The sequence below is a fragment of the Aquabacterium sp. genome (genome assembly GCF_041909175.1).
Lineage (GTDB): Bacteria > Pseudomonadota > Gammaproteobacteria > Burkholderiales > Burkholderiaceae_C > Aquabacterium.
The window spans coordinates 145,209-170,781 of sequence record NZ_JAYRDZ010000009.1; the positions used below are offsets into that span (position 1 = coordinate 145,209).

The 25,573-nt window shown below is 64.1% G+C and carries 22 protein-coding genes and 2 riboswitches; of the genes, 7 read left to right on the forward strand and 15 right to left on the reverse strand.

The genetic code is table 11. The features are described 5' to 3' along the window. Nucleotides 1–161: 161 nt before the first annotated feature. On the forward strand, nt 162–989 hold the full coding sequence (locus tag ACE3PH_RS13720; RefSeq protein ID WP_374319982.1) for an HDOD domain-containing protein: 828 nt from the start codon (nt 162–164) through the stop codon (nt 987–989). Nucleotides 990–995: 6 nt separating this feature from the next. Here ACE3PH_RS13720 and priA read toward each other — a convergent pair whose 3' ends face one another. Beyond that, on the reverse strand, nt 996–3,137 hold the full coding sequence (gene priA / locus ACE3PH_RS13725; protein WP_374320040.1) for a primosomal protein N': 2,142 nt from the start codon (nt 3,135–3,137) through the stop codon (nt 996–998). Between the two features lie 936 nt (nt 3,138–4,073). Between priA and ACE3PH_RS13730 the strand changes: the two genes are divergently transcribed. Then, nucleotides 4,074–4,286, forward strand: a complete 213-nt coding sequence (locus ACE3PH_RS13730) for a hypothetical protein (RefSeq protein ID WP_374319984.1) — start codon at nt 4,074–4,076, stop codon at nt 4,284–4,286. A gap of 81 nt (nt 4,287–4,367) precedes the next feature. On the opposite strand, the gene ACE3PH_RS13735 is transcribed toward ACE3PH_RS13730, so the two are convergent. The 8 genes from ACE3PH_RS13735 to ACE3PH_RS13770 all read right to left on the reverse strand — a co-directional run bounded on the left by ACE3PH_RS13735 (nt 4,368) and on the right by ACE3PH_RS13770 (nt 12,240). Continuing rightward, nucleotides 4,368–6,257 (reverse strand): ATP-binding protein, encoded by a 1,890-nt coding sequence (locus ACE3PH_RS13735; RefSeq protein WP_374319987.1) that lies wholly within the window; start codon nt 6,255–6,257, stop codon nt 4,368–4,370. A 145-nt stretch (nt 6,258–6,402) separates the two neighbouring features. After that, nucleotides 6,403–6,921: an SET domain-containing protein gene (locus ACE3PH_RS13740; RefSeq protein WP_374319990.1), complete on the reverse strand. Its 519-nt coding sequence runs from the start codon at nt 6,919–6,921 to the stop codon at nt 6,403–6,405. Nucleotides 6,922–6,948: 27 nt separating this feature from the next. Beyond that, nucleotides 6,949–7,719, reverse strand: a complete 771-nt coding sequence (locus ACE3PH_RS13745; RefSeq protein ID WP_374319992.1) for a hypothetical protein — start codon at nt 7,717–7,719, stop codon at nt 6,949–6,951. 11 nt (nt 7,720–7,730) lie between these two features. Then, on the reverse strand, nt 7,731–8,534 hold the full coding sequence (locus ACE3PH_RS13750; protein WP_374319995.1) for an N-acyl homoserine lactonase family protein: 804 nt from the start codon (nt 8,532–8,534) through the stop codon (nt 7,731–7,733). After that, nucleotides 8,531–9,193, reverse strand: coding sequence for a cysteine hydrolase family protein (locus ACE3PH_RS13755; RefSeq protein ID WP_374319997.1), 663 nt, complete (start codon nt 9,191–9,193; stop codon nt 8,531–8,533). Before ACE3PH_RS13755 ends, ACE3PH_RS13750 begins: the two co-directional genes overlap by 4 nt. A gap of 7 nt (nt 9,194–9,200) precedes the next feature. Continuing rightward, nucleotides 9,201–10,220, reverse strand: a complete 1,020-nt coding sequence (locus tag ACE3PH_RS13760; RefSeq protein ID WP_374320000.1) for a fatty acid desaturase — start codon at nt 10,218–10,220, stop codon at nt 9,201–9,203. 4 nt (nt 10,221–10,224) lie between these two features. Then, nucleotides 10,225–11,322, reverse strand: a complete 1,098-nt coding sequence (locus ACE3PH_RS13765; RefSeq protein ID WP_374320002.1) for an ABC transporter substrate-binding protein — start codon at nt 11,320–11,322, stop codon at nt 10,225–10,227. A gap of 52 nt (nt 11,323–11,374) precedes the next feature. Continuing rightward, a riboswitch (guanidine-I (ykkC/yxkD leader) is annotated at nt 11,375–11,475 on the reverse strand. Between the two features lie 108 nt (nt 11,476–11,583). Then, nucleotides 11,584–12,240, reverse strand: coding sequence for a TetR/AcrR family transcriptional regulator (locus ACE3PH_RS13770; RefSeq protein WP_374320005.1), 657 nt, complete (start codon nt 12,238–12,240; stop codon nt 11,584–11,586). 135 nt (nt 12,241–12,375) lie between these two features. Here ACE3PH_RS13770 and ACE3PH_RS13775 point away from each other — a divergent pair, with 135 nt between their 5' ends. The 5 genes from ACE3PH_RS13775 to ACE3PH_RS13795 are packed head-to-tail and all read left to right on the forward strand — an operon-like array spanning nt 12,376 to nt 16,829. Continuing rightward, nucleotides 12,376–12,747 carry a cytochrome c5 family protein gene (locus tag ACE3PH_RS13775; protein ID WP_374320009.1) on the forward strand — a complete coding sequence of 124 codons (372 nt, stop codon included), beginning with the start codon at nt 12,376–12,378 and terminating at the stop codon, nt 12,745–12,747. After that, complete coding sequence (locus tag ACE3PH_RS13780; RefSeq protein WP_374320010.1) at nt 12,737–14,131, forward strand: D-arabinono-1,4-lactone oxidase; 1,395 nt, start codon at nt 12,737–12,739, stop codon at nt 14,129–14,131. Before ACE3PH_RS13775 ends, ACE3PH_RS13780 begins: the two co-directional genes overlap by 11 nt. Before the next feature lie 2 nt (nt 14,132–14,133). Further along, nucleotides 14,134–15,414, forward strand: coding sequence for a DSD1 family PLP-dependent enzyme (locus ACE3PH_RS13785; RefSeq protein ID WP_374320012.1), 1,281 nt, complete (start codon nt 14,134–14,136; stop codon nt 15,412–15,414). A 28-nt stretch (nt 15,415–15,442) separates the two neighbouring features. Continuing rightward, nucleotides 15,443–15,883, forward strand: coding sequence for a DUF2147 domain-containing protein (locus ACE3PH_RS13790; protein ID WP_374320014.1), 441 nt, complete (start codon nt 15,443–15,445; stop codon nt 15,881–15,883). Nucleotides 15,884–15,923: 40 nt separating this feature from the next. Next, entirely contained in the window at nt 15,924–16,829 is a 906-nt protein-coding gene (locus ACE3PH_RS13795) for a hypothetical protein (protein ID WP_374320016.1), read from the forward strand. A 29-nt stretch (nt 16,830–16,858) separates the two neighbouring features. Here ACE3PH_RS13795 and ACE3PH_RS13800 read toward each other — a convergent pair whose 3' ends face one another. The 6 genes from ACE3PH_RS13800 to ACE3PH_RS13825 form a co-directional block, all read right to left on the reverse strand. Next, nucleotides 16,859–17,767, reverse strand: a complete 909-nt coding sequence (locus tag ACE3PH_RS13800; protein WP_374320018.1) for an MBL fold metallo-hydrolase — start codon at nt 17,765–17,767, stop codon at nt 16,859–16,861. A 54-nt stretch (nt 17,768–17,821) separates the two neighbouring features. Beyond that, complete coding sequence (locus tag ACE3PH_RS13805) at nt 17,822–19,687, reverse strand: sensor histidine kinase (protein WP_374320021.1); 1,866 nt, start codon at nt 19,685–19,687, stop codon at nt 17,822–17,824. Next, entirely contained in the window at nt 19,684–20,544 is an 861-nt protein-coding gene (locus tag ACE3PH_RS13810) for a phosphate/phosphite/phosphonate ABC transporter substrate-binding protein (protein WP_374320023.1), read from the reverse strand. Before ACE3PH_RS13810 ends, ACE3PH_RS13805 begins: the two co-directional genes overlap by 4 nt. Nucleotides 20,545–20,676: 132 nt before the next feature. Then, entirely contained in the window at nt 20,677–22,236 is a 1,560-nt protein-coding gene (gene ahpF, locus ACE3PH_RS13815) for an alkyl hydroperoxide reductase subunit F (RefSeq protein WP_374320026.1), read from the reverse strand. 183 nt (nt 22,237–22,419) lie between these two features. Next, complete coding sequence (gene ahpC / locus ACE3PH_RS13820) at nt 22,420–22,995, reverse strand: alkyl hydroperoxide reductase subunit C (RefSeq protein WP_374320028.1); 576 nt, start codon at nt 22,993–22,995, stop codon at nt 22,420–22,422. A 175-nt stretch (nt 22,996–23,170) separates the two neighbouring features. Beyond that, nucleotides 23,171–25,084 (reverse strand): reprolysin-like metallopeptidase, encoded by a 1,914-nt coding sequence (locus tag ACE3PH_RS13825; RefSeq protein WP_374320031.1) that lies wholly within the window; start codon nt 25,082–25,084, stop codon nt 23,171–23,173. 72 nt (nt 25,085–25,156) lie between these two features. Then, nucleotides 25,157–25,252: riboswitch (cyclic di-GMP riboswitch) on the reverse strand. Between the last annotated feature and the right edge of the window lie 321 nt (nt 25,253–25,573).

The window sequence follows — 25,573 nt, forward strand, 5'->3', positions numbered from 1 at the left end:
GACAACTGTCGGTATTCACCCTGCTATTTCCACGTTCCGAAAATTTCTGCCTGCGCGATCCTCAAGTCACGCGACCGCCAGGTCGATATGCAACATGAATCGCCCCTCGGCACATGGGCGCTGTTCAACGTGGTCAACCGAGACGTGATGGAGGCTGGGCTATGCAGCTCGAAGAATTGTTCAAACACCCGCAGGCCTTGCCGGCCGTTCCCAAGATCGTGCACGAGCTGATCGACAGCTTCAACAATGAAGAGGTGTCGATCGACGAGGTGGCACGCAAGATCGCTGCCGACCCGGTGCTGTCCGCGCGGCTGCTGCGATTGGGCAACTCGGCCTACTACCACGTCTCGCGCAGCATCGGCACCGTCAGCGATGCGGTGGCGATGCTCGGCTTCGTCACCGTGCGCACCCTGGTGATCAGCTCCGGCCTGACCGGTGGCTACAAGTCCATGCCCGGCATGGACTTGGGCCGGTTCTGGCGCTACAGCCTGCACACGGCCGGCACCGCACGCTGGCTGGCCAAGGCCTCTCATCAGAACATCGACCTGTGCTTCACGGTCGGTCTGATGCACGCCATCGGTCAACTGGTCATGCATGCCGGCATGCCCGAGCCCATGCTCCACCTTGATCGGCTGGCTTCACCGCTGGATTCGCGTCGGCTGGACATGGAACGCACGTCCTTTGGCTACACCTTTGCCGATGTCGGTGCCGAACTGGCCCGCCAGTGGAAATTCCCGGCACCCTTCAGCGATGCCATCAAGCATTTCCCCACACCGCTCAACCACGAGCCGTTTGATGGCGTGGCCGGCGTCATCCACATTGCGGCCTGGCGGGCCCGCGCCGAGCACAACGACCTCAACGCCGATGAAATGGCCGCCACCATCCCGGCAGCCGTGTGCGCCAAGCTCGGCCTCAACGCCGACACCTTGATGAGCGAGATGCCGCCCCTGAACGAATTGTGTGAAGGGCTCGAGGCCCTGCTGGGCTGACGCCCCTCAGATCGCCAGCGGATCAACATCTACCGCCCAGCGGACCAGTCCGCTGCGGCGGTTTTTTTGTGCCAGATCGAGCCACATCTCGCGGGTATCGGTCAGGAAGCGCTGCAGGGCTGGCCGGCTGGATGACTCGATCATCATCTGCGCCCGCTCGATGTTGGCGACCCGCTGCACCGGTGTCGGCACCGCCGGGTACAGCGTCACACAGCCCAGTGCGTCGGCCCAGGGCTGGGCCATGTCGGCTGCTTGCTGCAGGAAGGCCTGGGCCGCCTCCTGCGTTTTCGCTTCGGCGCGCAGCATGGCCAGGCTGGCGAATGGCGGCATGCCCGCGATCTGCCGCTCTTCAAGCTGACGCGCAGCAAAGGCCGGGTAGTCGTAGCGGCGCAGCGCCTCGTACAAGGGGTGCAGCGGATGCCAGGTTTGCAGCCACATCTCGCTGTGGCCAGCCACATCGGCATCACGCCCTGCCCGCCCCGCCGCCTGCAGGAGCAGCGCAAACTGCCGCTCGGCCGCACGGAAGTCGCTGGCAAACAGCGCCGCGTCGGGGTTGACCGCGGCCACCAGGGTCATGCGCCGGAAGTCATGGCCCTTGGCCACCATTTGCGTGCCCACCAGCACATCGACGTCACCGGCGTGCACGCTGGCCAACTGCGCCTCCAGCGCGCCTTTGTGGCGGGTCACGTCCGCGTCAATGCGACCGATGCGGGCTCCTGGCAAGGCCTCGGCGAGTTGCTCTTCCAGTCGTTCGGTGCCACGCCCCACCGGCTGGATGTCGGTATTGCCGCAGTCGGGACAGGCACGCGGCACCCGCTCTGAAAAGCCGCAATGGTGGCACCGCAAGGTGCGGTCCTGCTTGTGAAAGACCCGCCACGCACTGCAGTGGGGGCAGCCGCTTTTCCAGCCGCACTCGCTGCAATGCAGCACAGGGGCATAGCCTCGGCGGTTGAGCAAGATGAGGCTCTGTTCGCCGCGCTCGACCCGCTGGGTGATGGCGTCGAGCAACTCCAGCGCCAGCGGTGGCGGCTCCTGCCCCATGGTGGGCTTGGGCGATCGCGACAGGTCCAGCACCCGCACCTTCGGCATGCGCCCATCGCCAACGCGCGCGGGCATGCTCAGGCGCACGTAGCGGCCAGTGCCCCCTTCGCCGGTCGGCAGGGCGTTGTGCCAGGTCTCCAGGCTGGGCGTGGCCGAACCCAGGATCACCGGCACCCCCTCCAGCCGGGCCCGGTAGACCGCGAGGTCGCGCGCGGAATAGCGCGCACCGTCTTGCTGCTTGTAGCTGGGGTCATGTTCTTCGTCGACCACCAACAAGCCCAGACGCGGCATGGGGGTGAACACCGACAGGCGCGTGCCCAGCACGATGTCGGCCTCGCCCAGGTGCGCCAGCAGCCAGTTGCGCAGACGTTGTGCCGGAGTGAGCCCACTGTGCAGGGACACGATGCGCCGCCCCGCGAAGCGTTCCGCCACACGGGCTTCCAGTTGCGGGGTGAGGTTGATCTCCGGCACCATCATCAGCACCTGACGACCCGCGTTCAGCGTGCGCTGCGCCTGACGCAGGTACACCTCGGTCTTGCCACTGCCCGTGTTGCCCCACAGCAGATAGGGCTGACCAGCCTGGTGGGTGGCCAGCGCGTCCAGCGCCGCTTCCTGCTGAGGGGTCAGCGCCGGCAGCACGATCTCGCCTGCAGGCCCCGGCACCGCCAGGCCCAGGGCCTTGTCGGCGCGCTTGCGTCGTCTGGCCCACTGGGTCGCGTCCAGCTGACGCAACTCGGGCGGCAACACCATCAGGGCCATTTCACCCAGGCTGCGCTGGTAGTAGTTCGCCGCGAAGCCGACCAGTTGCCGCCAGGCAGACGGCAAGGCGGGCAGGTCCGGCAGCACCTCGGCCACGGGCTTGAGCGCCGGCAACTCATAGCCAGCCATCGGCGGCTGCTCACTCGCATCCCAGACCACCCCCGTCACGGTACGGCGCCCCAGGGGCACCCGCACCAGGGCGCCGGCTGGCAGGTCTTCGGTGTGTCGGTAGTCGAGCGGCCCCCACAGGCCACTGTGCTGGGGTGCCTCGACCACCACGGCCACACGCACCCCGTCGGCGATACGGCAGGGGTCAACCCCTTCGGCTGAAGGCAGGTCCAAGGGCAAAGAGGTCACGGCGGTCTTGTCTCCTAACTTCCTATGCGCCGTGAGATTTCACACGCAAGTGCTTGATTGGCAATGGGCTTTTCTTATCCACGACACCTGTGGATAACTTTGTGGGAAAGCTATGCACACAGACGCTAACTGCTTGTCACACCAGCATTTGACACCGTTTGCTTCAAGATGAGGCAAATGAACCAAACTTATATGAATCAAGCACTTAGCAACGATACCCCAAAGCGGGGAGCACGGGACACCACCGCCCCAGCCTAGTGCGGTCGCTCGCGCTGCAGTGGGGATAAGTGTGGTAGCCAACACCCAGAACTAGGGATTCCACCGCTAGGCAAAAGTCTGACACAGCTTGTCATCCGAATGGCGGGCAGCCTGCCGACACCGCTCGCCATAATTTTGCATTACGGAATTTGTCTGCTTACCATGGCGATTCGACAGACCAAACCTGACCGTTTGCTCCAGATTCTCAAAGTTCACTGCGAACTGACATCGCTAAGTGCTTGATTTGCCGTGGACTCATGCTTGTCCACCAAACCTGTGGATAACTTTGGGGGTAACCTTTGCAAAGACACCCTAACCCCTTGTCAGTCCGGGCTTTCCACTAGCTTGCCCAAAGATGGAGCAAAGACAAGATACCTAATTAAATCAATGACTTATGACACATGCCCGAGCGATGCGGGCGAGGCGTCACTTCAGGGGGCGAGCCCCTTCTCGGTGCGCGTTTTGTGGGGATAAGTGAGTTGACATAGCACAGATTCGGCGCAGGTCACGCGCCTGATTGACGCGTTTTTTGTGTTATGGCACCGTGCTGTCCACAGGCCCACGTTTCAGCATCCAGGCCCCTCGAAAACCCGTAAAAGGGGTGCAAACACGCGTTTGAACACTGTATGCTTATGGTTTCATACCCACCTCACTACTGCGAGACAACCAATGAGCTTCTCGATCGACTCCAAACTCGGCGACCTGCTGGACAACGAAGCCACCAAGGCCATTCTGGAAAAGCACATGCCTGGCATCTCTACCCATCCGCAAATCGGCATGGGCAAGGGTTTCGCTCTGGCCATGGTGGCCAAGTTCTCTGGCGGTCTGATCACCGAAGAGATGCTGGAAAAGGTCAACGCTGAACTGGCTGCTCTGGGCTGATCCAGCTGACTGCGCCGGTGTGATGCCGGCGCCCTGCCGAAGGCCTGCGCCCCGCGCGGGCCTTTGTCATTTCAGGCCCCCTTACAGGGCGTGACGCAACAGGCCATTGACAAAGTCCCTGGCACCTTCATCTGGCAGCCCCCCGTCGTCACCGTGCTCTGCAGGGGCGTGCTCGCCCTGCGCCCAGGCGTGTCGGCCCAGATGACGGCGCAACAGTTGCGCCAGTTCGTGGCGGTGAAAGGGTTTGGCCAGGTGGTCGTCCATGCCGGCAGCCAGACAACGGGCTCGGGCCTCGGGCCCCGCTTCCGCCGTCAGCGCCACCACGGGCAAACGGGGCCGGCCTGTGGTGGCCTCCAGGGCCCGTAATCGCCGCGTCACCTCGAAGCCATCCAGGCCCGGCATCTGGCAGTCCAGCAGCACCAGATCGGCCTCATGATGCTGCAACCAGGCCAGCGCAGCCAGGCCATCGCCCACCACGCTCACGTCCGCACCAAACTGCCGCAAGGAGGCCTCGGCCACCATGGCATTGACCGGGTTGTCATCGACCAGCAGCACCCGGGCCAGGCTGCCTTCTGGCACCGCCGCGCCATCGCTCATGGCCGGCTCGTCCGCGGCCGCATCGCGCCACGGCGCCGCCGCAGGCACTTCGGACAAGGCCAGCAAAGCCGTGAACGTGGACCCTTGTCCCGGCACGCTTTCGCACACCAGGTCGCCCCCCATGGCACGGCAGAGCTTTTGCGAGATCATCAGTCCCAGCCCGGTCCCGCCATGACGCCGCTCCGCCGTGTTTTCAACCTGATGGAAGGCCTCAAAGATATGCGGCAGCTCTTCTGGCGGGATGCCGATACCGGAGTCCTCAACCGACACCGCCAGCAACGCGCTGCCCACCGGCCGCACAACACGCAGGCAGATGCGTCCACGGTCGGTGAACTTCACAGCATTGCCCAGCAGGTTGTGCAGCACTTGCCGCACACGGGCCGCATCGCCCATCACGTGGAGGGGCCCCTGCAGCGTCGTCTCGATGTCCAGCTGCAAGCCCTTGGCCTCGGCGGGCACACGCGTCACACCTGCCACATCCTCGATCACGGCCATCAGATCAAAGGGCTGGTTGTCGATGTGCACGCGGTCCGACTCGATGCGGGAGGTATCCAGCACATCGTTGATGACGGACAGCAGGTGCTCGCCGGAGCGCTCGATCAAATGGAGGCGCTGCTGGGCCTCAGGTCGGGCCTCGTCGTCACGCAACAGGCGCGCCAGGCCCAGCATGCCGTGCAAGGGTGTGCGCATCTCGTGGCTCATGGTGGCCAGGAAGCGGCTCTTGGCTTCACTGTGATGCTGCACCAGCTCCAGCGCCTCGGCGCGCTCCTGTGAGACCCGCTCGGTGAGAAAGCGCAATGTGAGCAACTCGTCGATGCGGCTTTCGGCTCGTGATGTCTCCTTGAACAGGATCGCGATGAAGGCGAACAGCGATACGCCACCGAACAGCCCCATCGGCCCGTAATGGGTCAGCAGCATGAGCGCGTTGGGCAACAGCATCGGCAGCATGAACAGGCGGGCGGCCTTGGCGTCCAGGTTCAGCATGAAGGTGCCCATCGAGGCGACGCCCAGCATGCAGGCCACGGCCACAGCGGCCAGATCGACCCGGTCACCGGGAACCAGCCACCAGCCAATGCTCCCCCAGATGGTGCCATCCAGCACGATCAGCGCCAGATAGAGGCGATACAGCCGCATCTGCCGCGCCTCGTCGCTGCGGGCATGCCAGCAGGCCAGCGCGATGATGGGCAACTCCCACAGGCATTTCAGCCACAACCAGGCCCACTTGTCCTGGCCCGGCATATTGGGCAGCAACAACACGCCAACCAGCACCGCAAATGCGGCGGCGATGGTGGCACCGACCGGCACATGGCTGAACAGCATGCGGATGCGTGCACGGTGGGCTTGCTGGTAAACAGGGTCCTGCTTCGGGTTCATCGGTGCTGACTGATCCTCGTTGAACCCAGTATCGAATCCCGTTCAAGTCCGACGCCATCAGGGAAAGGCCCGGGTCAGCCCGGGTCGAACAGCTGTTTCGTGAAGAAATCGAGCCCTGCCGTGTCGCCGACAGCAGGGTGAGCCCTTAGAGACGCCCTTTGCAGCCGGGTGCACCACACCGGCAGCGCAGCCGCCCGGCGTGGTGGGTCGCACCATAAGAGGCGGTCAGCTCCTCACCCGCCTCGATGTCGCGCAAGGCGTAAAACGCCACCCGCCCTTGCTGCACCTTCATCACCATATTGGGCACACAGGCGTGGTTGGCATAACGCATGGGATCACTGGACAAGGAGGCATCGATGGCCCGCCCCTCGGAGACCGCCACCATGAAGATGCGCCCGCCCGTGCGGGCTGCTTCACGCGTGCGGCGGAAGGCCTCCGCGGTGCTGACCGCTTCACCCGTGATCTCACCGATCTTGCGGCGGGCCGGGATGGGCTCTGCCGCAAAGGCACCCAGGCCATCGATCTGACTGGGCCGCACCTCGACGGCATATTTCTGCGGATTGGCGGGCTGGCCCTTCGGCCGCACCGTCACCTCCGGCTCAGCCTGAGGTGCTGGGGCAGGGTCAGATGAAACGGCAGGAGCGAGCGTGCGCAAGGTCGGCATGCGCGCAGTATGCCTGCTGCCAGCCGTTCAGGGCTCGGTCCACTCCAGCACGCGGGCGTGGCGCCAGGTGCCTGCCAGCGCGATGGCAGCCTCGTCGGGGCCATCACGGCGCATGGCGCAGATGAACTGCTGGCCCTCAAGGGCGCCTTGCGTGGAACGCTCGATCGTCCACAGGCCATCCTGCCAGCGGCCGAAGCTGATCTCGGTCGACAGCCAGGTATCGGCCTGATGCGGGTGGCGTCGCGCCAGCGCAGCCAGGTCTTCACCGCGCTGCAGGTCATCGGGCCAGGGGCTGTGCGTTGGCTGCACATGCATGAGCCAGCACCCGGCGAGCAACCACATGCCCGCCACGCTGCGCCCGTCCGCACCATATTCGGCCAGCACGCGGTAGGCACCGGTCGAGTCAGGCAGGCGCTCCCAGATCTCGTCGTAGTCCTGCAGCGCACCCACTTCGATCAGACGATCCGGCGTCTCGAATCGCATCCAGCCTACGTCGGCGTGCTCACCCGGAGGCTGGAAATCGAAGCGACGGTGCCAGGTACAGCGCTCGCCTTGCGGGGTCGCCTCGACCTGTGTGACCCCCGCGAAACCCTGCTGGGCACAGCGGTCACGCGACAGGGAAGATCCAGCCGGCACCCGCAGATCGGCATGCCAGACACTGGTCTGCAGCCAGTGCACCCAGGTGCTGTCGTCCACGATGGGTTCGGCTCGGGTCATCGGGCCGACACGCAACTGACGGCGGCACCACACGCCGCGGTAATGAGGTGGAACCGGGGGAAAGGAACTGCTGAGATCCATGCGCAAAGGGTTCAGATATAGGGCGTCGGAAAGGGTTCCAGCCCACGGTAGAAATTCAGGTCGTGGTTCGGCCAGATCCAGGCGCCAGTTTCGGACGCCAGGGCCTTGAGCTTGCGGATGCTGGCCAGCGCCAGGTCTTCACGGCCCTGCCACAGGCCACCGGGCGCGACTTCGTCATCGAGGTTTTCCTGCAGGTCGGCCGCATCACCAGCCAACAGGATAGGTGGGCCTTTCGGCAACTCGATCCACATCGACATGTGGCCTGCCGTGTGCCCGGGCGTGGCCACAGCCTGCACACCGGGCACCACGGTGTACTCACCGCGCTGCATGCGGAACTGCAACGGAGCCCCCGCGTCGTCGTGCACATCGTCTTCAAAGAAGGCACTGTCTTCGCCGGTGCAGGCAGCCGTCCACTCGTCGTGCTGCAGGTGCAATTCGGCACCACAGCCACAGCGGCGCAGCTCCTTGAGCCCACCCGCGTGGTCGAAATGCAGGTGCCCGATGAAGATCACGTCGACATCGGCCGGGGTCAAACCCAGCCTCGCCAGGTGGTTCGGGATGCGGTGCTCTTCGCGCATGTCCGGGGCACCGAAGCCGGCGCCTTCCGGGTAATAGCGGGCGCGCAGCACCGGATCATGGATCTTGGCGTGGTCGCAGCCCACGTCGTACAGGATGCGGCCGTTGGCGGTCTCGATCAGATAGGCCAGGATGGGGGCATCGATCATCTGCCCCATGCCGCGCTGGTAGGTCGAGATGGACTTGTCATAGCGGTGCAGGGCCGTCAGCAGGGGCCACACCTTGCGCACCTGGGTCATGCCGGGCTCCTCAGCAAACGGGCCACCACCTCGGCCGTCTCGACCAGCCAGCCGAAGATGCCGCCTTCGACCGCGATCATGGCCAGCGCCGGGGCTTGCAGATCGGGGTTGCTGGCGGCACAGGCATCGCCCACCGTGAAGCAGTTGAAGCCCAGATCGACCGCCTCACGCAAGGTCGAGTGCACACACACCTCGGTGGTCACGCCACAGATCAGCAGGTGGCGGATGTCACGGTTGGCCAGCACCTGGGCCAGGTCGGTCTGGTGGAATGCGCCGTAGCCGGGCTTGTCGATCACCACCTCGCCCGGCATGGGCTGCAGCATGGGCACGAAATCGTGCCCGGCCTCGCCCCGGATCAGCAGGCGCCCCAGGGGGCCCTGCGAACCAATGGGGGCGCCGGCCTCCATGCTGCGCATCAACTTCGCCGGTGGACAGTCCGACAGATCCGGTCGGTGACCCTCGCGCGTGTGCACGATCAGCAGATGCGCCTGACGGGCAGCGTCCAGCAAGGCCTTCACATGGCCCATGGGCACGGCCAAGCGGGCGACATCCAGCCCAGCCGAATCGGCGTAGCCACCGGGTTCGCAAAAATCGCGCTGCATGTCGATGACCAGCAGCGCCGTGCGGCTCAGGTCAATGTCAGCCAGTGGGGTTCGCATGCTGACCTCACACCGCCGTCAGGAAGGACACCCCGACGGCACCGAGGAAGCCATCGGCCCGCCCCGGCACGCCGGGGGGCAGCACCTCGCCGTAGTCCTTGGCCAGCACACGGCTCACTCGGTTGCGATGGAAGCTGCGCAGCAACTGGCGCACCGGAATCACCTGCGGGTCGGTCTCTGCAAACAGCTTGCGGTGCAAGGCCGGCAGCTGGTGCCAGGGCACGATGGGCCGCTCGTGGTGGGCATTGTGGTAGCCGAAGTTCAACCAGATCAGGTTGAGCCAGAAGCTGTCCAGCCCCACCACATTGCTGAAGGTGTGCTGCTGCTCGTAGACGCGATCGCGCACCTTGTCATCCGGAATGGGTGCGTTGTTGGCGATCGGGTAGGCGTCATAGGTGTGCTGGAAACAGTCGGCAAAACGCAGCACGGTGATGAACACCATATAGGACAGCGCATACAGCAACACGGCCTTGACCGACAGCCAGGCCAGCGCCAGCCAGAAGGCGGTGCGCACCAGAAAGATCAGGGCGATGCGCAGGCGTTGGTCGCGGCGTTCGGGGTCCCGAAATGGCAGCACCATCACGAAGCCGTGCATGATGAGTTCGACCGCCGGGATGTAGGCCCACTCGAGCGCCAGCACGCTCTGGCGAAACCACGCCGGCGAGCGGCGCAGGAAGCCCTGCATGTCAAAGGTGATGACATCGGCCCGCTCGACGTGGTGACGCATGTGCTTGCGCCGCATGTCGTCGAAGCTGGCATAGCAGCTGCCGTTGAGCCAGCTCATCAAGGTGCCCCAGCGCTCATTGGCGCGGGGGTTGCTGAAGATGGCCTGGTGCGCAAACTCGTGGATGTAGTACGCCGACCAGATCAGGCTCAACGTGACCAGCAGCACACCGGCCACGTTGATCCACCAGGCCGGCGCCACCAGCATGGCGATGCCGGCCGGCCAGCCCAGCAGCGTCACGCCCAGCGCAGCGATGTTGGGCCAGACCCCATCGGGGTAGCGAAAGATTCTGGTCGACGCCATGGTCTTACTTCCCGCTCAGAGCCTTGACGAATTGCGGCGCAACGGTGGCTTCGGTCGGCGGCACGGTGCTGATCTGGCCCTTGGCCTTCAGCAGGGTGCTGATGATGTCGCCACTCACGTAGTAGGAGGTGGTGTCCTTGCCTTTTTCGAAGGCCTTGCCCATCTCCGCCAGCGGGATGTTGTAGACGCCGCTCATCTGCTCCTTGACTTCCTTGGCACTGATGCCCATGACCTTGCCGACGATGGCAGCGGCCTCATCGGGCTTGGCCTTGATATAGGCCATGCCATCCAGATAGCCCTGGATCACGCCCTTGATCTGGTCCGGCTTGGCCTTGATGACCTTGTCGTCATAGACCAGCACGTCGGCGATCAAGCCCGGGGCATCCTTCGAAGAAAAGACCACATGGAATTTCTTGCCGCCGCCTTGGCTGAGGATCTGCGACACGCTTGGCTCGTAGGTCACGCCAATGGGCATTTGGCCCGATGCCATCGCAGCCGGCACGGCTTCCGGCGTGAGGCTCACAGAAGAGATGTCCTTGTCGCTCAGGCCGTGCTTTTTCAGGGCGTAGGCCAGCAGGAAGTCGGAAGGCGACAGCGGGTTGTAGCCCACCTTCTTGCCCTTGAAGTCGCTCACCTTGGTGATGGCCTTGGTGGCCAGGATCGCATCGCCACCGTTCGAGTAGTCGATGGGCATCACCACCTTGAGGCTCTTGCCCAGGGCATCACGACCGATCACCTGGTCATAGGTCAGCATGCCGCCATCGAGCGCACCGCTTTCGATCGCGGTCGGAATCAGGGCGGGGTCACTGAAGACCTGCAGGCTGACCTTCAGGTTGTACTTTTTGAAGAGGTCCAGGGCTTCGGCCACATAGAAGGGCGCATAGCCGATCCACACGACCGTGCCGATCTTGACACTGGTGGTGGCTGCCGTGGCGACATTGGCAGACAAGCTGCCCATGGCCAGGGCTGCACCGAGAACAAGCAGGCGCCCCGCCTGCCGCACGACACCGCGGCGACCGGCTGATGGCGAAAGAGAAGGCGAGGCGCCGGCTGCAGAGCGAGCGGCAGGGTTCAGACGGAACACGGGGCGAAAACGGCTCATACACGAACTCCAGCTGGTGGTGAATAGGCGCAGGAAGAGACGATGGTCGTCGCTCTCCCGGGCTTTTATCCCTCCGTGGAGCCTCGCGAACGAGGCCGGTTCACTCTCGGACCAGACACTGGCAAGCCAGCCGGAACCCTAGTGCCCCTCAGTAGACGTCTGACAGCGGGGGTGACCCCGCGCACACCGATCTACCTGCAATGCTGGTGTATGCATAACATGTGCCAGGAAATCTGCCCCAAAAAGAGGCAGGTCAGGCGTTCACGTACGGGGCTTGAAATGGGTCAGCACGCCGGTCAGCAACACATCGAGCATCAACTCGATGTGGCGATCCATCGGGGTCTCCGGGAACCAGGCATCGTCGTGGCCCATCACAAGGTGGCGCGATGTCAGACCATGCAGCCCCTCCCAGAAGATCTGGGTCATCAACTCGAGGTCGTCTTGCCGCGATGACACGGCACCGGTCTGAGCCAGGTCCAGAAACAGCGCCCGCGCAAAAGCGTAGGGGTCCTCTCCGGGGTTGCCGTGTTCGACACGGGCCTGATCGGTGCTGGCGTGTGGCCGGCGCTGCATGAAGACGAACTCGTATTCGTCAGGATGGCTCAGGCCGAAATCGACATAGGCACGCGCTACGGTGCGGATGCGGGCCAGCGGCTCGCTCTGGCTTTGCGCCGCCTCACCCAGGATGCGGGTGAGTTCCAGCAGGTCTTCGTCCATGGCCTGCGTGATCAGCATGGCCTTGTCGTCGAAGAGCGAATAGACCACCGTGGTCGAGTAGCCGGCCATCTCGGCCACCTTGCGCAGGGAGATTTCGCCCATGCCGCCTTTGCGGATCAGCTTGCGCACGATCTTGATGATGGCCTTGCGACGTTGTTCAGCTTCGCGTTGCTTGCGCGCCTCTCGGGCAGTCAAAGTCACGAACGGATCTCCTCGGTGCACCCCATTTTTTGACACAGGATGCGCGTTGCATGTGCTGGGGTTTATCTGAATAAACCCGCGTGGATGCGCAGAATATTATGATAACACTGTTTTTTTCAGTATCCAAGTTACCAGATGTCTAGTGCCTCCTTCCTGCCGCGGATTGCATCCTGTTTCATGGTGCTGCTGCTGGCCGCCTGCCAGGATCAGCCGGCCGAGCCCGCTGCTGCAGATCTGCAGCGGGCGGAGCAGCTGCGCCCCGCCGACACCCGGCTGGCCAGCATCTACGACCGCTCCTGCGTGACCTGTCACGGCGTGCGCAGTGCCGCGCCGCTGGCCGGCTTCCAGGCCGCCTGGCGCAAGCGCCTAGACCAGGGCATGGACACCTTGCTGACCCACGCTCGCGAGGGCTTCAACGGCATGCCCGCCAAAGGTCTGTGCAGTGACTGCACCGATGACGACCTGCGTGCCCTCATCCAGTTCATGAGCCAAACCCATGCGCACTGACCTCACCCGCCGACACCTGCTGCAAAGTGGCTCCGCCCTGGCCGTCGGCCAGGCCTTGGGCCTGTTTGCACCAGCGGCCCAATCTCAAGGCAGCAACCCGGCCACCACAGCCAGCGGCTTGCGCTGGCACAACTGGTCGGGGGTGCAGCAGGCCACGCCAGCGGCCTTGCCGACCCCCGCCAATGAGGCCGAACTGGTGCAACTGATGCGCACCACGCAGGGCGAGATCCGCGCGGTCGGCTCAGGCCACTCGTTCACCGCGCTGGTGCCGACCTCTGGCGCCATCGTCTCGCTGGACCGTCTCTCGGGTGTCATCGCCGTCGACAAGGCCGCGATGACCGCCACGGTCCACGGCGGCACCCGGCTGGGTGTGCTGTCACGCGAACTGGACAAACTCGGGCTGGGCCTGCGCAACCTGCCCGATATCGATGTGCAGACCATTGCTGGCGCCATCTCCACCGCCACCCATGGCACCGGCATCACCCTGCCGCCCATCCACGCCGATGTGGTCGGCCTGCGCATCGTCAAACCGGGCGGGGAGGTCGTCAGCATCACGGAGAAAGATCGCGACCTGCTGGCCGCTGCCCGCGTGTCGCTTGGCAGCCTGGGGGTCATCTCGCAGGTGACGATGCGCGTGCTGCCCGCCTACAACCTGGCCAAGCGGGTGTGGGTACAGCCCATCGATGCGCTGCTGGAGAAGGCGCCCGAACTGGCCCGCCAGCATCGCAACTTCGAGATGTACTACCTGCCCTTCACGGGCTATGGCGTGGGCATCACGCACGACCTCTACGATGGCAGCGACTTCGTCGTGCCCCCGGCGCTGGACGACTCGACCCTGGCGGATCTGCGACACCTGCGCGACTGGCTGGGGCGCTTCCCGGCCTTGCGTCAATGGGTGGCCCAAAAGCTCATCGACCCCAATACCGTCGAGGTGGCGCGCCAGCGTTCCTGGAAGCTGCTGTCGACCGTGCGGCCCATGAAATTCAACGAGTCGGAATGGCACCTGCCGCGCGAGCAGGGCATCGCCTGCCTGCGCGAGGTGATCCGCACCATCGAGCGGCGCAACGAGGTCTATTTCCCGATGGAGTTCCGCTTCATCAAGGCCGATGACGCCTGGCTCAGCCCTTTCTACCAGCGCGAAACCTGCTCGATCGCCGTGCACGCCTCGGCCGATGAGCCCTACCAGTACCTGCTGGACGAGATCAACCCGCTGTTCCGTGCGCGCCAGGGGCGCCCCCACTGGGGCAAGTTGCACCTGATGGGCGCAGCCGAGCTGTCGAGCATGTACCCACGCTGGGCGGACTTCCAGCGGGTGCGCCAGCAGTTCGACCCGCAAGGCCGCATGCTCAACACGCACCTGCGCAAACTCTTCGTGAAGGCCTGATCATGGCGATGCAGCGCAGAACCTTCCTCGTTGGCGCCGGCCTGGCCACCGTGGCCGCGGGCACCCTGTTGCGCCCGTCGGACCACGGTGCCCCCTATCAGCCTTACTTTGCACAACTCAACCGGGCCCTGAAAGCCCAGGGCATCGGCACCCCAACCCTGGTGCTCGACCTCGACCGCGTGCGGGCCAACGCCGAACAGGTGCTGGACCATACCCGGGGCAAGCTCGCGCTGCGTCTGGTCAACAAGTCGCTGCCCTGTCTGAGCCTGCTCGACGAGCTGGGTCGTCTCTGCGGCACGCAGCGGCAAATGGTCTTCAGCCTGCCCTACCTGCAACTCGCTGCACGCGAGCGCCCCGGGCTGGACATCCTGATGGGCAAGCCCATGCCGGTGGCTGCAGCGGCCACTTTCTACCGCGAACACCGGCCGTCCGGTTTCGACCCCAGCCGGCAGTTGCAATGGCTGATCGACACGCCCGAGCGGCTGGCGCAATACCGGCAACTGGCGCACAGCCTGCAGGTGCCGATGCGGGTCAACATCGAGATCGATGTCGGCCTGCACCGCGGTGGCGTCCACAGCCAGGACACGCTGCAGGCCATGGCCCGCACCCTCGCCAGCGACCCGCTGCTGCAGTGGAGCGGGCTGATGGGCTATGACGCACACACCGAGAAGATCCCCGACATCGCCGGCAACCGCGCACGCAGCCGGGCCCATGCCCTGGCGGTCTACCAGCACTGTGCGGACACCATGAAAGCGGTCGCCATGCCGCGCCAGGTCACCCCGCTCACCCTGAACACCGCCGGCTCACCCACCTTCCGCCTGCACGACGGGCGCGGAGCGGCCAACGAGGTGGCTGTCGGGTCGGCCATGGTCAAGCCCTCGGACTTCGACACCGACCTGCTCTCCGCCATGCAGCCCGCCGTGTTCATTGCCACGCCGGCGCTCAAGGTATCGGACCACTTCACCGCCCCCTACGGCGCCGAATGGGCCAGTCAGCTGCTCGGCAGTTGGGACCCCAACCAGCGCACCTCGCTGTTCACCTATGGCGGCAACTGGCTGGCCACACCGGTGGCCCCGGAAGGCCTGGCCCTGAGTGGCCTGATCGGCCATTCGTCCAACCAGCAGATCCTGCTGGGATCAGGGCGCCAGGGTCTCCACCCGGATGACTTCGTGTTCTTCCGCCCGACCCAGAGCGAGGCGGTCCTGCAGCAGTTCGGCGACATCGCCGTGTTCGAACAGGGGCGACTCGTCGCCCGCTGGCCCGTCTTCCCCGCCATGGCCTGAACACAGGCCCCAGATCAGGAGCTGTCCCATGTCTCGTCACACCCCTTCGCTTCCCCTCATGCGCCTGGCCTGCGTGACCATCCTGGCCACCCTCGGGCTGCATGCCCACGCCAGCCAGGGCGACACGGCCAAGGGCTTCTGGCTCAGTGGCGACAAGGCCGCCGTCATCGAGTTCAAGGACTGCCCGGATGCCGCCGGCAGCCTGTGCGGCGTCATCGTCTGGGACAAGGATGCCGGCACACCGGCTGACGCCTGCGGCACCACCATCGCCAAGCTCAAGCGCTTCGACGGCGAAGCATGGCGCGATGGCTGGGCCTACGACCCGCGCACCAAGAAGTACTACAAGGCCAGCCTGCGCACCGAGAAGGACAGCCTGATGCTGCGGGCCTTCATCGGCGTCGAGATCCTCGGAGAAACCGAAGAGATGACCAAGGTGGCCAGTGTGCCCGCGGGCTGCAAGGCCCGCTGATGCTTTCGTTCGACAAGACCCATATCACCAGGAGCCTTTCATGAACCGTCCCCGCCTGATTGCCGCCGCAGCCACCCTGGCCTCGCTGACCGTCTGGGCTCCGGCCCATGCAGCCGAACAACCCCCGGAACCCGAGATGGCCTCCTATGCACTCGACATCGAAGCCAAGGTGCTGAGCGACCGCCGCACCAATGGCCTGTCGGACACCTACATTGGCCCCGGCGCCGAACTGACCTTCAACTATGCGCATGAAAGCGGCCTGATCGCGTACCTGCAGCTCGGCAACGTGGCCAAGGAAAGCTTTCCGGATGGCGGAGCCACCGCGGTCGCTGCCGTGGGTTACCGCTGGGGCAACCCGAGCGGCTGGCACTTCGGCGTCGGCCTGGCCCAGGAAATGTTTCCCGGCGCCAAGGTGAACGATGCCCCCCGCAACCCCTTTGTCGACCCGACCGACACGGTCAACACCCGGTTTGACACCACCTTCGGGGTCTTCGAATTCGGCTACGGCATCATCGAGGCCCGCTACCTGCTCGTGGCCAGCAAGGACTTCCGCGGCAACAACACGGCCGTGGTCTGCGGCAGTGCCGCCATGACGGCCGAGGCCGAAGGCGACGTCACCTATTCAAAGGCCGTCGAATGCTACGGCCGCGGCTATCACAACAGCCGCGGCTCACAGTTGCTGCAGGTGGAGGCCCGCATCCCGGTCCGCAGCGATACCAAGATCCTGACCCACCTGGGCTACACCGCGGTGCAGAACTTCTCTTTCCTGAACACGCTGGACTACAAGTTCGGCGTCATCCACAACCGCTGGGGCTTCGAGTTTGAAGCCGATGTGGTGGGCGGCATCATGCGCGACCGCTATTACGCCAAGACGCTCAACAGCAGCGGCGACATCAAGCAGATCGACAGGATGGGGTTGATCGTCAGCGTCGCGAAGAAGTTCTGATCGGCTTCGGCTCACGCCGGGCACACCGCTCAAGCGGGTGCCCGGATGGCCTCGCCATCGGCCTGCGCCGCACCACTGCGCACCAGCTGTGCCATCAGGGCCACGGCCACCCCCTCCGGGTCATCGGGGTAATGCGAACGCAGGGTCGGGTTGCCCTGAAAACAGGCTTGCAGCAAAGCCGTCACGTCGGCACGCCCCATCTGGCGCGCCTCCAGCAGCTTGAAGGCCAGCAAGACCTTGAGCGCGTTGTCGCTGTTGCGACGCGGCTCGGCCATCAGCCAATCGATGCGTGAGCGAGCAGCCTGCAGGGCCGCCTCCACTTCCGTGAAAGGCGCGCCATGTCCGGGTATGACCACCTGAGGTGACAGCTCGGCGATGCAGGCCAGGGTAGCGCGCTGCGCTTCGAAGCCGGGCACGCCGGCCAGCTCGGGAAAGATGACGCCAAAGCTCTTTTGCCAGAGCGCATCAGCCGACATCAGCACACCGAGTCGCTCGCACCACAGCATCACCATGGCATGGTCGTGCCCGCCCGCCGGCAGCACCAGCCAGTCCTCGCCGCCCAACAGCAAGGTCTCACCAGGGTGGATGAGCGCATCGTAAGCAAACCGGGGGCATTGCTGACCGGTGCGCTGGTAGCTCAGGGCCGCCTCATCCCAGCGGTCAACCAGCGTGCTGTCTCCCGGCGGGATCCAGATCTGGCAATCATGGTGGCTTTTGAGCAGGGCATTGCCCCCTGCGTGGTCGGAGTGGATGTGCGTGTTGATGACCCGCCTCAAGGGGCGGCCTGCACGCGCCTCGTCGATCAGGCGCAGCGTCGTCTCACCATGTGTGACATAGCCGGTATCCACCACCGACACGCCGTCGTCGTCGAACAGCATGACGTTGTTGGAAGACAGCCAGCCACGCTCGATGACCCGGATGCGATCAGTCCACTTCATGGTGAACGATCTTAGGCAGCTTCAGCCGGCCCGACACCCCCGGTTTCCCCAGGCTCACAACCACAAGGTCACGGTCGTTCCCTGGCCCAGGGTGCTGTCGATCGCCATGCCCCCACCCATCAGCTCCAGCAATTCCTTGACGATGCTGACCCCCAGGCCCGTACCCGGGATGTTGCCCGACTTGTCTGCCCGGAAGAAGCGCTCGCCCGCCCGCAGCCGGTCCAGGTGCTCCGGCGACAGGCCCATGCCCTCGTCCGACACCTGCAAGGCGAAGCGCACCCTGGCGCCATCGCCCACCCCGGGCTCGCTGCACAGACGTACACGCACCGGCCCGCCATCCGGCGAGTATTTGTAGGCGTTGGACAGCACATTGAGCAAAGCCTGTTGCATCTTGCTGCGGTCCACCATCACCGACATGACTTCATCCGGCACGGCCAGCTCCGGCGCGTCGCGCCCTTCTGGCGGCTTGAAGTCGCCCACAACCTGCCGCACCAGCTCGCCCAGGTCGATCGATTCAATCTTGAAGTCCTGCCCTCGGCGCGATTCGATGCGCGCCAGGTCCAGCAGCTCATTGAGGATGGACACCATGGACTGGCTGTGGCGGTACACCCGCCCCAGCAGGTCCTGACGCTGCTCGAGGCTCATCTCGCGCTTGAGCATCAGTTCGGTGAAGCCGAAGATGCTGACCATGGGGGTGCGCAGCTCGTGTGCGGCCATGGAGAGGAACTCCGACTTCATCTGATCCAGCGTGTACTGCTGGGTCACATCGCACACGTACAGCACCTTGCTGACCGTACCCGACTCGCTTTGCTGCCCTGTCACCGTGAGCACCCGCAAGCGCGTACCCTTGAGCTTGATTGTGCGCACCAGCGGGCCCGCGCCGCCCGGCTCGCCAAAGCAGGTGGCCAACACCAGTGCCTCGTCCTCATCCAGCTGCCGTTGCCGCAAGGCGCTTTCCAGCTCGGCTTCAGTGGCCCCGATGACCGTCTCCGGCATCAGACCGCTCAGCAACAAAAAGGCCTGGTTGGCAAACTGCACCTGGCCCTGCCGGTTGAAGGTGACCAGCCCATCCGGGCTCATCGCGAAAATGGCACCCAGCTGGTCGTTCTGCTCCGACAACTGGGCCTCGTGCTGGAGCATCTGGCTCATGCTGTCTTCCAGCAGCAGCATCTGTTGCCGCAGCATCATGGAGGCCTGGTTCAGCGCATCCCGCAGGTCACGGATCTCGGCCGGCCCGGCCTCAGCCGGCATCTGCTGACCCTGGTGTTCGATCAGATCAAAGGCAAAGCGGCGTGCGTGCTCCAGTGCCCCCATGGGCCGGCGCAGGTACAGCGCCAACAAGGTGGCGCAAAAGGACACAGCCAGAATCGACACCACCAGCGTGTTGCGCCAGATGCGGTGGCTTGTCTCCACCAGGGCAGAGGCGTCGTAATCCACCCGTACCCAGGCAATCAGCTTGTCGACACGGACCGGATGCCAGGCAATCAGATGCCGGCCGTCCGCCGTGCTGATCAGGCTGGCCTGTCCCGTGTCACCCGGCACCACCGCACGCTCGGTGGGCGTGTCATACACAACCTGGGGCGCCCGCCCCCTGCCTTTGCGCACGTGGCTGAGGGTCTGGCCGTCGCGGGTGTAGACCCGCAGGTCATCGAGCTCGTCGAAGTCAGCCGAATGGCGCACCAGTTCCTCCAGCCCATCAAGGCTGCCGGTGAGGATGAGGTTCACGCTGCCAATCGCCACATGGCGCGCCAGCGTGGCGGCCTGGCTTTCTGCCGCACGCCGGGTGACCTCGGTCTGCTCATGGGCGGTGTAGCCGCCCAGCAAACCCAGGGCGACCAACAGCAGGCCCGACATCATCAGCACCAGCTGGTGATGCAGTCGCTGTGGCCAGAGCTGGCCGAGCCGGTCTGACCAAGTCATTGTTCGACGTAGCGTTCGAGCTGGAGTTTTTCAAGCGGCTGGTAATCGCGCCGGTAGTCTGCTTTCACCGGCTGCGACATCGGGATGTCCTTGAACAGCGGCTGCAAGCTGGCGTCACCGGCCAGTTGCAACAGCGCCGCCGTGACCGCGCGCTGCACCTTCACAGGCACACGCGGGTGCACACACAAGGGGTGGGGTGGGGCACCGGGCGTTTCCATCAGCACACGCAATGTGGCCCGCACCTCGTCCGACTCTTTCTCCAGCGTGGCGCGCACGCCCCCTGATGCCGCCGTCATCCCCAGGATGGTCTGTCGGTAGGCATTGGTGTGGGTCTTGGCGTACATCGGCTGGATGTGCACCTTGTCGACTTCAGCCAGCTGAGCGCGGATCAACAGGGAAGCACCAAAGGCATTGGGCGCCGGAAAAGCCACTGCCTTGCCTTCGAGCTGCCTGACCGACTGGATCGGATCGTCCTGGCGCACCACCAGGATGCCCGTGAGCAACTTGCTGTCGCGCACCAGGGGCGCGTAGCCTGCCGCCTTCTTCGCCATCACCGCGTGGTACGGGTTCATATAGGCGAAGTCGGGGCGGCCCGCCATCACCTCATCTTCAAACGTCGGGATGTCTTTCGCCGGCTGCAGGGTCAGAGTGACCCCGGCGATGTCGCCTGCCTTCGCCAGGATGGGGGCCCATACACGCTGGATTTCAACAGCCTGAAACTGCGGCACCACGGCGACGGTGTAGGCCGGACGCGCGGTCTGGCTGTAGGCCGCCCACGGCATGGTCAAGCCCACCAGCCCTGCGAGGAAGATCTGCAGGACATCTCGCCAGAATGTCACTACCAGGAAGCGAGCCATGCGCCTCTCCTATGAAACGATCCGGTGACACCATTGTCGGCAGCACCGGATCAAGACTGGATGAGGCTTTGTCCTGATATCCCGGAAGACTGCGCGAACTAATGCGCGCCTTCCCGGGTTTCCACCATCAGATCAGTTGTGGCGGATCAGGTGATCGAACGCGCTCAATGCAGCCGTGGCGCCAGCGCCTGCGGCGATGATGATCTGCTTGTACGGCACCGTGGTGCAGTCACCCGCAGCAAACACACCCGGTACATTGGTGTGGCCCTTGGCATCGATGATGATCTCGCCGAACTTGCTCAGCTCGACCGTGCCACGCAAGAACTCCGTATTGGGCACCAGGCCGATCTGCACAAACACCCCCTCCAGCGGCACCAGGTGTTCCTCACCGGTCGCACGGTCCTTGTACTTCAGGCCATTGACCTTGCCATCGGCACCCGTGATCTCGGTGGTCTGCGCGTTGGTGTGGATGGTGACGTTGGGCAGGCTGCGCAGCTTGGTCACCAGCACGGCATCCGCCTTGAGCTGGTCGGAGAACTCGATGAGCGAGACATGCTCGACGATGCCGGCCAGGTCGATCGCAGCCTCGACACCCGAGTTGCCGCCGCCGATCACCGCGGTGCGCTTGCCCTTGAACAAGGGGCCATCACAGTGCGGACAGTAGGCCACGCCCTTGTTCTTGTACTCGGCTTCGCCGGGCACATTCACGTTGCGCCACCGGGCGCCGGTCGACAGGATCACGGTCTTGGCCTTGAGCGTGCCGCCGTTTTCCATCTTCACCTGAATCAGGCCGCCGGGCTGCTCGGCCGGGATCAGCTGAGCTGCACGCTGCATGTTCATGATGTCGACCTCGTAGGCCTTGGCGTGCTCTTCCAGTGCGGCGGCCAGCTTCGGGCCGGTGGTTTCAGGCACCGAGATGTAGTTCTCGATGGCCAGGGTGTCGTTCACCTGACCGCCGAAACGCTCGGCGGCAATGCCCGTGCGGATGCCCTTGCGGGCTGCATACACACCCGCTGCAGCGCCGGCCGGGCCACCGCCGACGATCAGCACGTCGTAGACGTCCTTGGCATCCAGCTTGGCGGCTTCACGGGCTGCCGAATTGGTGTCGAGCTTGGCCACGATCTCTTCAACCGACATGCGGCCCGAAGCGAACACCTGGCCATTGAGGAAGACCATCGGCACAGCCATGATCTCGCGCTTTTCCACTTCTTCCTGGAAGGCGCCGCCTTCGATGACCGTGGTCTTGATCTTCGGGTTGTAGATGGCCATCAGCGAGAGGGCCTGCACCACATCCGGGCAGTTGTGGCAGCTCAGGGACATGTAGACCTCGAAATCGAAGTCGCCATCGAGCGCCTGGATGTTGTCGAGCGTTTCCGGTTCGACCTTGGGCGGATGGCCGCCGGTCCACAGCAGGGCCAGCACCAGCGAGGTGAACTCGTGGCCCAGCGGCAAGCCTGCGAAGCGCAGGGAGGTGGCAGCACCGGCACGGCGCAGCGTGAACGACGGCTTGCGGGCATCGTTGCCGTCGGTCTTCAGGGTGATCTTGTCGGCGCGCAGACCCTGGATGGTCTGCAGCAACTCGAGCATCTCGCGCGAGTTCTCGGAGTCACTCAGGGATGCCTCGATCTCGAAAGGGTGTTGCACGCGCTCCAGGTAAGCGCCAAGTTGGGCCTTGAGGGTGTCGTCGAGCATGGTGGGCATCCTTTATGAGTTATTGCAGTAAGCGACTTCGGGAACCGGCCTCCTCTTGTATGTCAATGCGCCGAGGCGGCCAGAGTCATCCACCGGCAGGCCTTGTGGGCCTGCTCGGTAGAGCGTGTCAACAGTGTGGTGAGGGCTGTCCTCAACACAGGTCAAACAACAGTGGGGGTGGGCTTAGATCTTGCCGACCAGGTCCAGGGACGGCGTCAGGGTCTTGGCGCCTTCCTTCCACTTGGCGGGGCAGACTTCACCGGGGTGAGCGGCGGTGTACTGGGCAGCCTTCAGCTTGCGCAGGGTTTCCGACACGTCACGGGCGATTTCGTTCGAGTGCACTTCCATCGTCTTGATGGTGCCTTCGGGGTTGATGATGAAGGTGCCGCGCAGAGCCAGGCCTTCTTCAGGGATGTGCACGCCGAAAGCGTTGGTCAGCACGTGGGTCGGGTCGCCGATCAGGGGGAACTTGGCCTTGCCGACAGCGTCGGAAGTTTCGTGCCACACCTTGTGCGAGAAGTGGGTGTCGGTGGTCGCGATGTAGACCTCGGCACCAGCCTTCTGGAATTCTTCGTAGTTGTTGGCAGCGTCTTCGATTTCGGTCGGGCAGTTGAAGGTGAAGGCGGCCGGCATGAAGATCAGCACGGACCACTTGCCCTTCAGGCTTTCTTCAGTGACTTCGATGAACTCGCCCTTGCCGCCGCGGTTGACGAAAGCTTGGGTCTTGAACGGTTGCACTTGGGTGTTGATCAGGCTCATGACTTTTTCCTGTTTGGGTTGGTTGACGGGATGAATCTTAGGCCAGGTAAAGCCATTTGGCGAATTGATTGATCAAATACTTATGATTAGATTTACCTATCGGCCGTCATCAAACAGACAAAAAGATGCCCGCCAGCGGAGGCACACTGGCGGGCAGAGCACAGAAAGCGAGTACTTACTTTGACTTGACGTAGAAGGTGGTGCCGATCACCGGGGTGCTCGACAGGGTGCTCATGCTGAAGGTGCCCACGGTCGGTGTGATCACCTTGTTGGTCACCGTGGGTTGAACCGACACCGAGGCCGTGCTGGCGGGCACCGTGCAAACATACAAACCCGTCTTGCCGAAGGTGCAGGTGACCCCTGAGGTCTGCGCCTTGACGGTGGCTGAACCGGTGAAAGCCGTGCCATTGCTGTTGAGGATCCACCCAGACGCGCTCACCGCACTGCTGGACGCCACCGACGCGGCCGCCGTGTTGCCCGTGGCCGCCATGTAGCTCTTGGTCTGCAGGACCGTCGCCACCACGTTTTCAGTCGAAGACCCGCAGGCCGTGCCGCTGCTGGTGCAGGTGAGCTGCGGCGACGAGAACAAGGCCACACGAGGCGAGATATAGGACATCACCGTGCCAAACTGGCCCGAGATGCCCTTGCCGAAGCTGTAGGAGAAGACGCCCGTTGTGCTGGAGTTGGCCACGTCATGCATGGCCCCCAGCGTGTGGCCGAGCTCATGCGGGAAGCTCAGTGGCGAGCAGTAGTAGCCGTTGGCCATCTGCCCATCATTGAGCGCCGCCAGCCCCAGCGACGCAACCTGTTTGGCGTACACCGACAGCCCCCCGGAGCCAGAGGCCGGCACGTAGGCCACGCCACAGGTCGACGTGCTGGACGTGGCCGTGTTGAACGGCGCATAGAAAACCGCAATCGCCGCACCCGTGCTCTTCTTCAACGTTGGAATCACACTGAAGACGCCTTTGGCGCCATACATTTGTGTGAGGTTGTTTTGTGGGGTGGTGTCCGCCTGCCCCAGCAATTTCCAGCCGACCACCTTGAACTGCACACCGGTGCCGCTGTTGCTGTAGGCGCTGTTGGCCACCTGAACCAGGTTCGACAAGCGGGTACGCGCGGTGGTTTCGGTGCCCCACAGCGTCACAAAACTGCTGCTGTAGGTCATGAGCAGCGTGATCGTGGTGTCGACGGTTCCGGCTGCCAATGGTGTCAGCGAGCTGGTGGTGGTGCCCGTGGTGCTGGTGGCCGCCGCCACCGTCGTGGTCTTGCTCAGCAGGGCTGCAGCGGAAACCGGCACATGGTCCTGGCCACGCGGCTCGCTCAGCCCTGCGCTCCTGGCGTCAAACACCTGTGTCTTGCCGTCACGGGTGATGATCTGGTACTCGCCCTCAGGGGTCACGACCGTCCCGAAAACAGCTTCGGTACTCACGGTCAGAACCGACGGATAGGCCCGACCATTCAAGCGGCTCACCGCCTGAACCTGGTAGAAACCGTCCTCGTCCACCCCTGACTGCGTGACGATGGCCACCTCGGTCTGCCCGTTCGGCAAGGGCAAGGACAGCTCGCCGCCCACCGGCGTCTGAGCCAGCGCGGCCGTGTTCATCTGGATGGCGGTGTAGCCTGACTTGGCACCCGTGGTCGGCACCAGGCTGTAGACCCGGCCTGAAGTGGGTGCGAGGGAGGCGACCGACGCCGGCACCAGTTTGTGGTCCTGCGCACGGAATGCCAACTGGGTCTTGCCGTAGCGGATCATGCCGACAAACCCCTTGCCCTGCTGCTTGAGCACGACACGGTCCAGGGGGCTGCCCGCCAGGCTGCCCTGCCAGTAACGCACCCCATCGGCGCCTTGCACGATGCCTTCGAACACCACCTTGCGGGTACCGATCACCGGGAAAGGCACCTCGACCACGTCGCCGGGCTTCATCGCCATCAAACGGGCCTGGTCCAGGGCCATGGGGGCAGCAAACCGCACCCCTTCGTTGCTCATGGACACAGCCGGGCTGCTCGCAGCTGCGCCAGGCGAGGCGATTCCGAGCAAGCTGGCCCCGAGCAGCGAAGCAAGCAGAACATGGGTGGACGTGTGGCGCATGGCTTCCCGAATTCAGGTTGTATCGGGCAACGACGCCAAAAGGGGAAAGCCCCTCGTACCCGGCATGGCTGCCGAGGCGGCCCGGCCAGCATGGACTGTGCGGCAACACAGTCTGTAGCTCCGTGGCTTTGCGTCTCGGCCCTTTCGAACCGGTTGCCCTTGTTGATGGGTGGAATCTAGCGGAAAGCGTGTCGCCATGGGCGTGCATATCTGACGCTTGCGATGAAAAGAACGGCGTTCTCCGCCCTGTTTTTAGGCTGTGCCATGCCCCCCTTTTTGCCCACCCAAAAATGCTTTGTCAGACAACTTCCTACACAACTTGTAGCCGGCAGCCGACCTTTCTTACAGACGGTTGCCTATCAAGAAATCTGGCCGGTGTTTGCACAATGAATCCATCGACAACGCCACAACGACTTGATTCAGGAGCCCCGCCATGAACGCCGACCAGATCCTCTCCGAAATCCGCGAAGTCAACCTGTCCTACCTGAT

Coding starts and splice junctions, on each gene's coding strand:
- ACE3PH_RS13720 (WP_374319982.1), top strand. CDS start 162: ATGCAGCTCGAAGAATTGTTCAAACACCCGCAGGCCTTGCCGGCCGTT.
- ACE3PH_RS13730 (WP_374319984.1), top strand. CDS start 4,074: ATGAGCTTCTCGATCGACTCCAAACTCGGCGACCTGCTGGACAACGAA.
- ACE3PH_RS13735 (WP_374319987.1), bottom strand. CDS start 6,257: ATGAACCCGAAGCAGGACCCTGTTTACCAGCAAGCCCACCGTGCACGC.
- ACE3PH_RS13740 (WP_374319990.1), bottom strand. CDS start 6,921: ATGCCGACCTTGCGCACGCTCGCTCCTGCCGTTTCATCTGACCCTGCC.
- ACE3PH_RS13745 (WP_374319992.1), bottom strand. CDS start 7,719: ATGGATCTCAGCAGTTCCTTTCCCCCGGTTCCACCTCATTACCGCGGC.
- ACE3PH_RS13750 (WP_374319995.1), bottom strand. CDS start 8,534: ATGACCCAGGTGCGCAAGGTGTGGCCCCTGCTGACGGCCCTGCACCGC.
- ACE3PH_RS13755 (WP_374319997.1), bottom strand. CDS start 9,193: ATGCGAACCCCACTGGCTGACATTGACCTGAGCCGCACGGCGCTGCTG.
- ACE3PH_RS13760 (WP_374320000.1), bottom strand. CDS start 10,220: ATGGCGTCGACCAGAATCTTTCGCTACCCCGATGGGGTCTGGCCCAAC.
- ACE3PH_RS13765 (WP_374320002.1), bottom strand. CDS start 11,322: ATGAGCCGTTTTCGCCCCGTGTTCCGTCTGAACCCTGCCGCTCGCTCT.
- ACE3PH_RS13775 (WP_374320009.1), top strand. CDS start 12,376: ATGTCTAGTGCCTCCTTCCTGCCGCGGATTGCATCCTGTTTCATGGTG.
- ACE3PH_RS13780 (WP_374320010.1), top strand. CDS start 12,737: ATGCGCACTGACCTCACCCGCCGACACCTGCTGCAAAGTGGCTCCGCC.
- ACE3PH_RS13785 (WP_374320012.1), top strand. CDS start 14,134: ATGGCGATGCAGCGCAGAACCTTCCTCGTTGGCGCCGGCCTGGCCACC.
- ACE3PH_RS13790 (WP_374320014.1), top strand. CDS start 15,443: ATGTCTCGTCACACCCCTTCGCTTCCCCTCATGCGCCTGGCCTGCGTG.
- ACE3PH_RS13795 (WP_374320016.1), top strand. CDS start 15,924: ATGAACCGTCCCCGCCTGATTGCCGCCGCAGCCACCCTGGCCTCGCTG.
- ACE3PH_RS13800 (WP_374320018.1), bottom strand. CDS start 17,767: ATGAAGTGGACTGATCGCATCCGGGTCATCGAGCGTGGCTGGCTGTCT.
- ACE3PH_RS13805 (WP_374320021.1), bottom strand. CDS start 19,687: ATGACTTGGTCAGACCGGCTCGGCCAGCTCTGGCCACAGCGACTGCAT.
- ACE3PH_RS13810 (WP_374320023.1), bottom strand. CDS start 20,544: ATGGCTCGCTTCCTGGTAGTGACATTCTGGCGAGATGTCCTGCAGATC.
- ahpF (WP_374320026.1), bottom strand. CDS start 22,236: ATGCTCGACGACACCCTCAAGGCCCAACTTGGCGCTTACCTGGAGCGC.
- ahpC (WP_374320028.1), bottom strand. CDS start 22,995: ATGAGCCTGATCAACACCCAAGTGCAACCGTTCAAGACCCAAGCTTTC.
- ACE3PH_RS13825 (WP_374320031.1), bottom strand. CDS start 25,084: ATGCGCCACACGTCCACCCATGTTCTGCTTGCTTCGCTGCTCGGGGCC.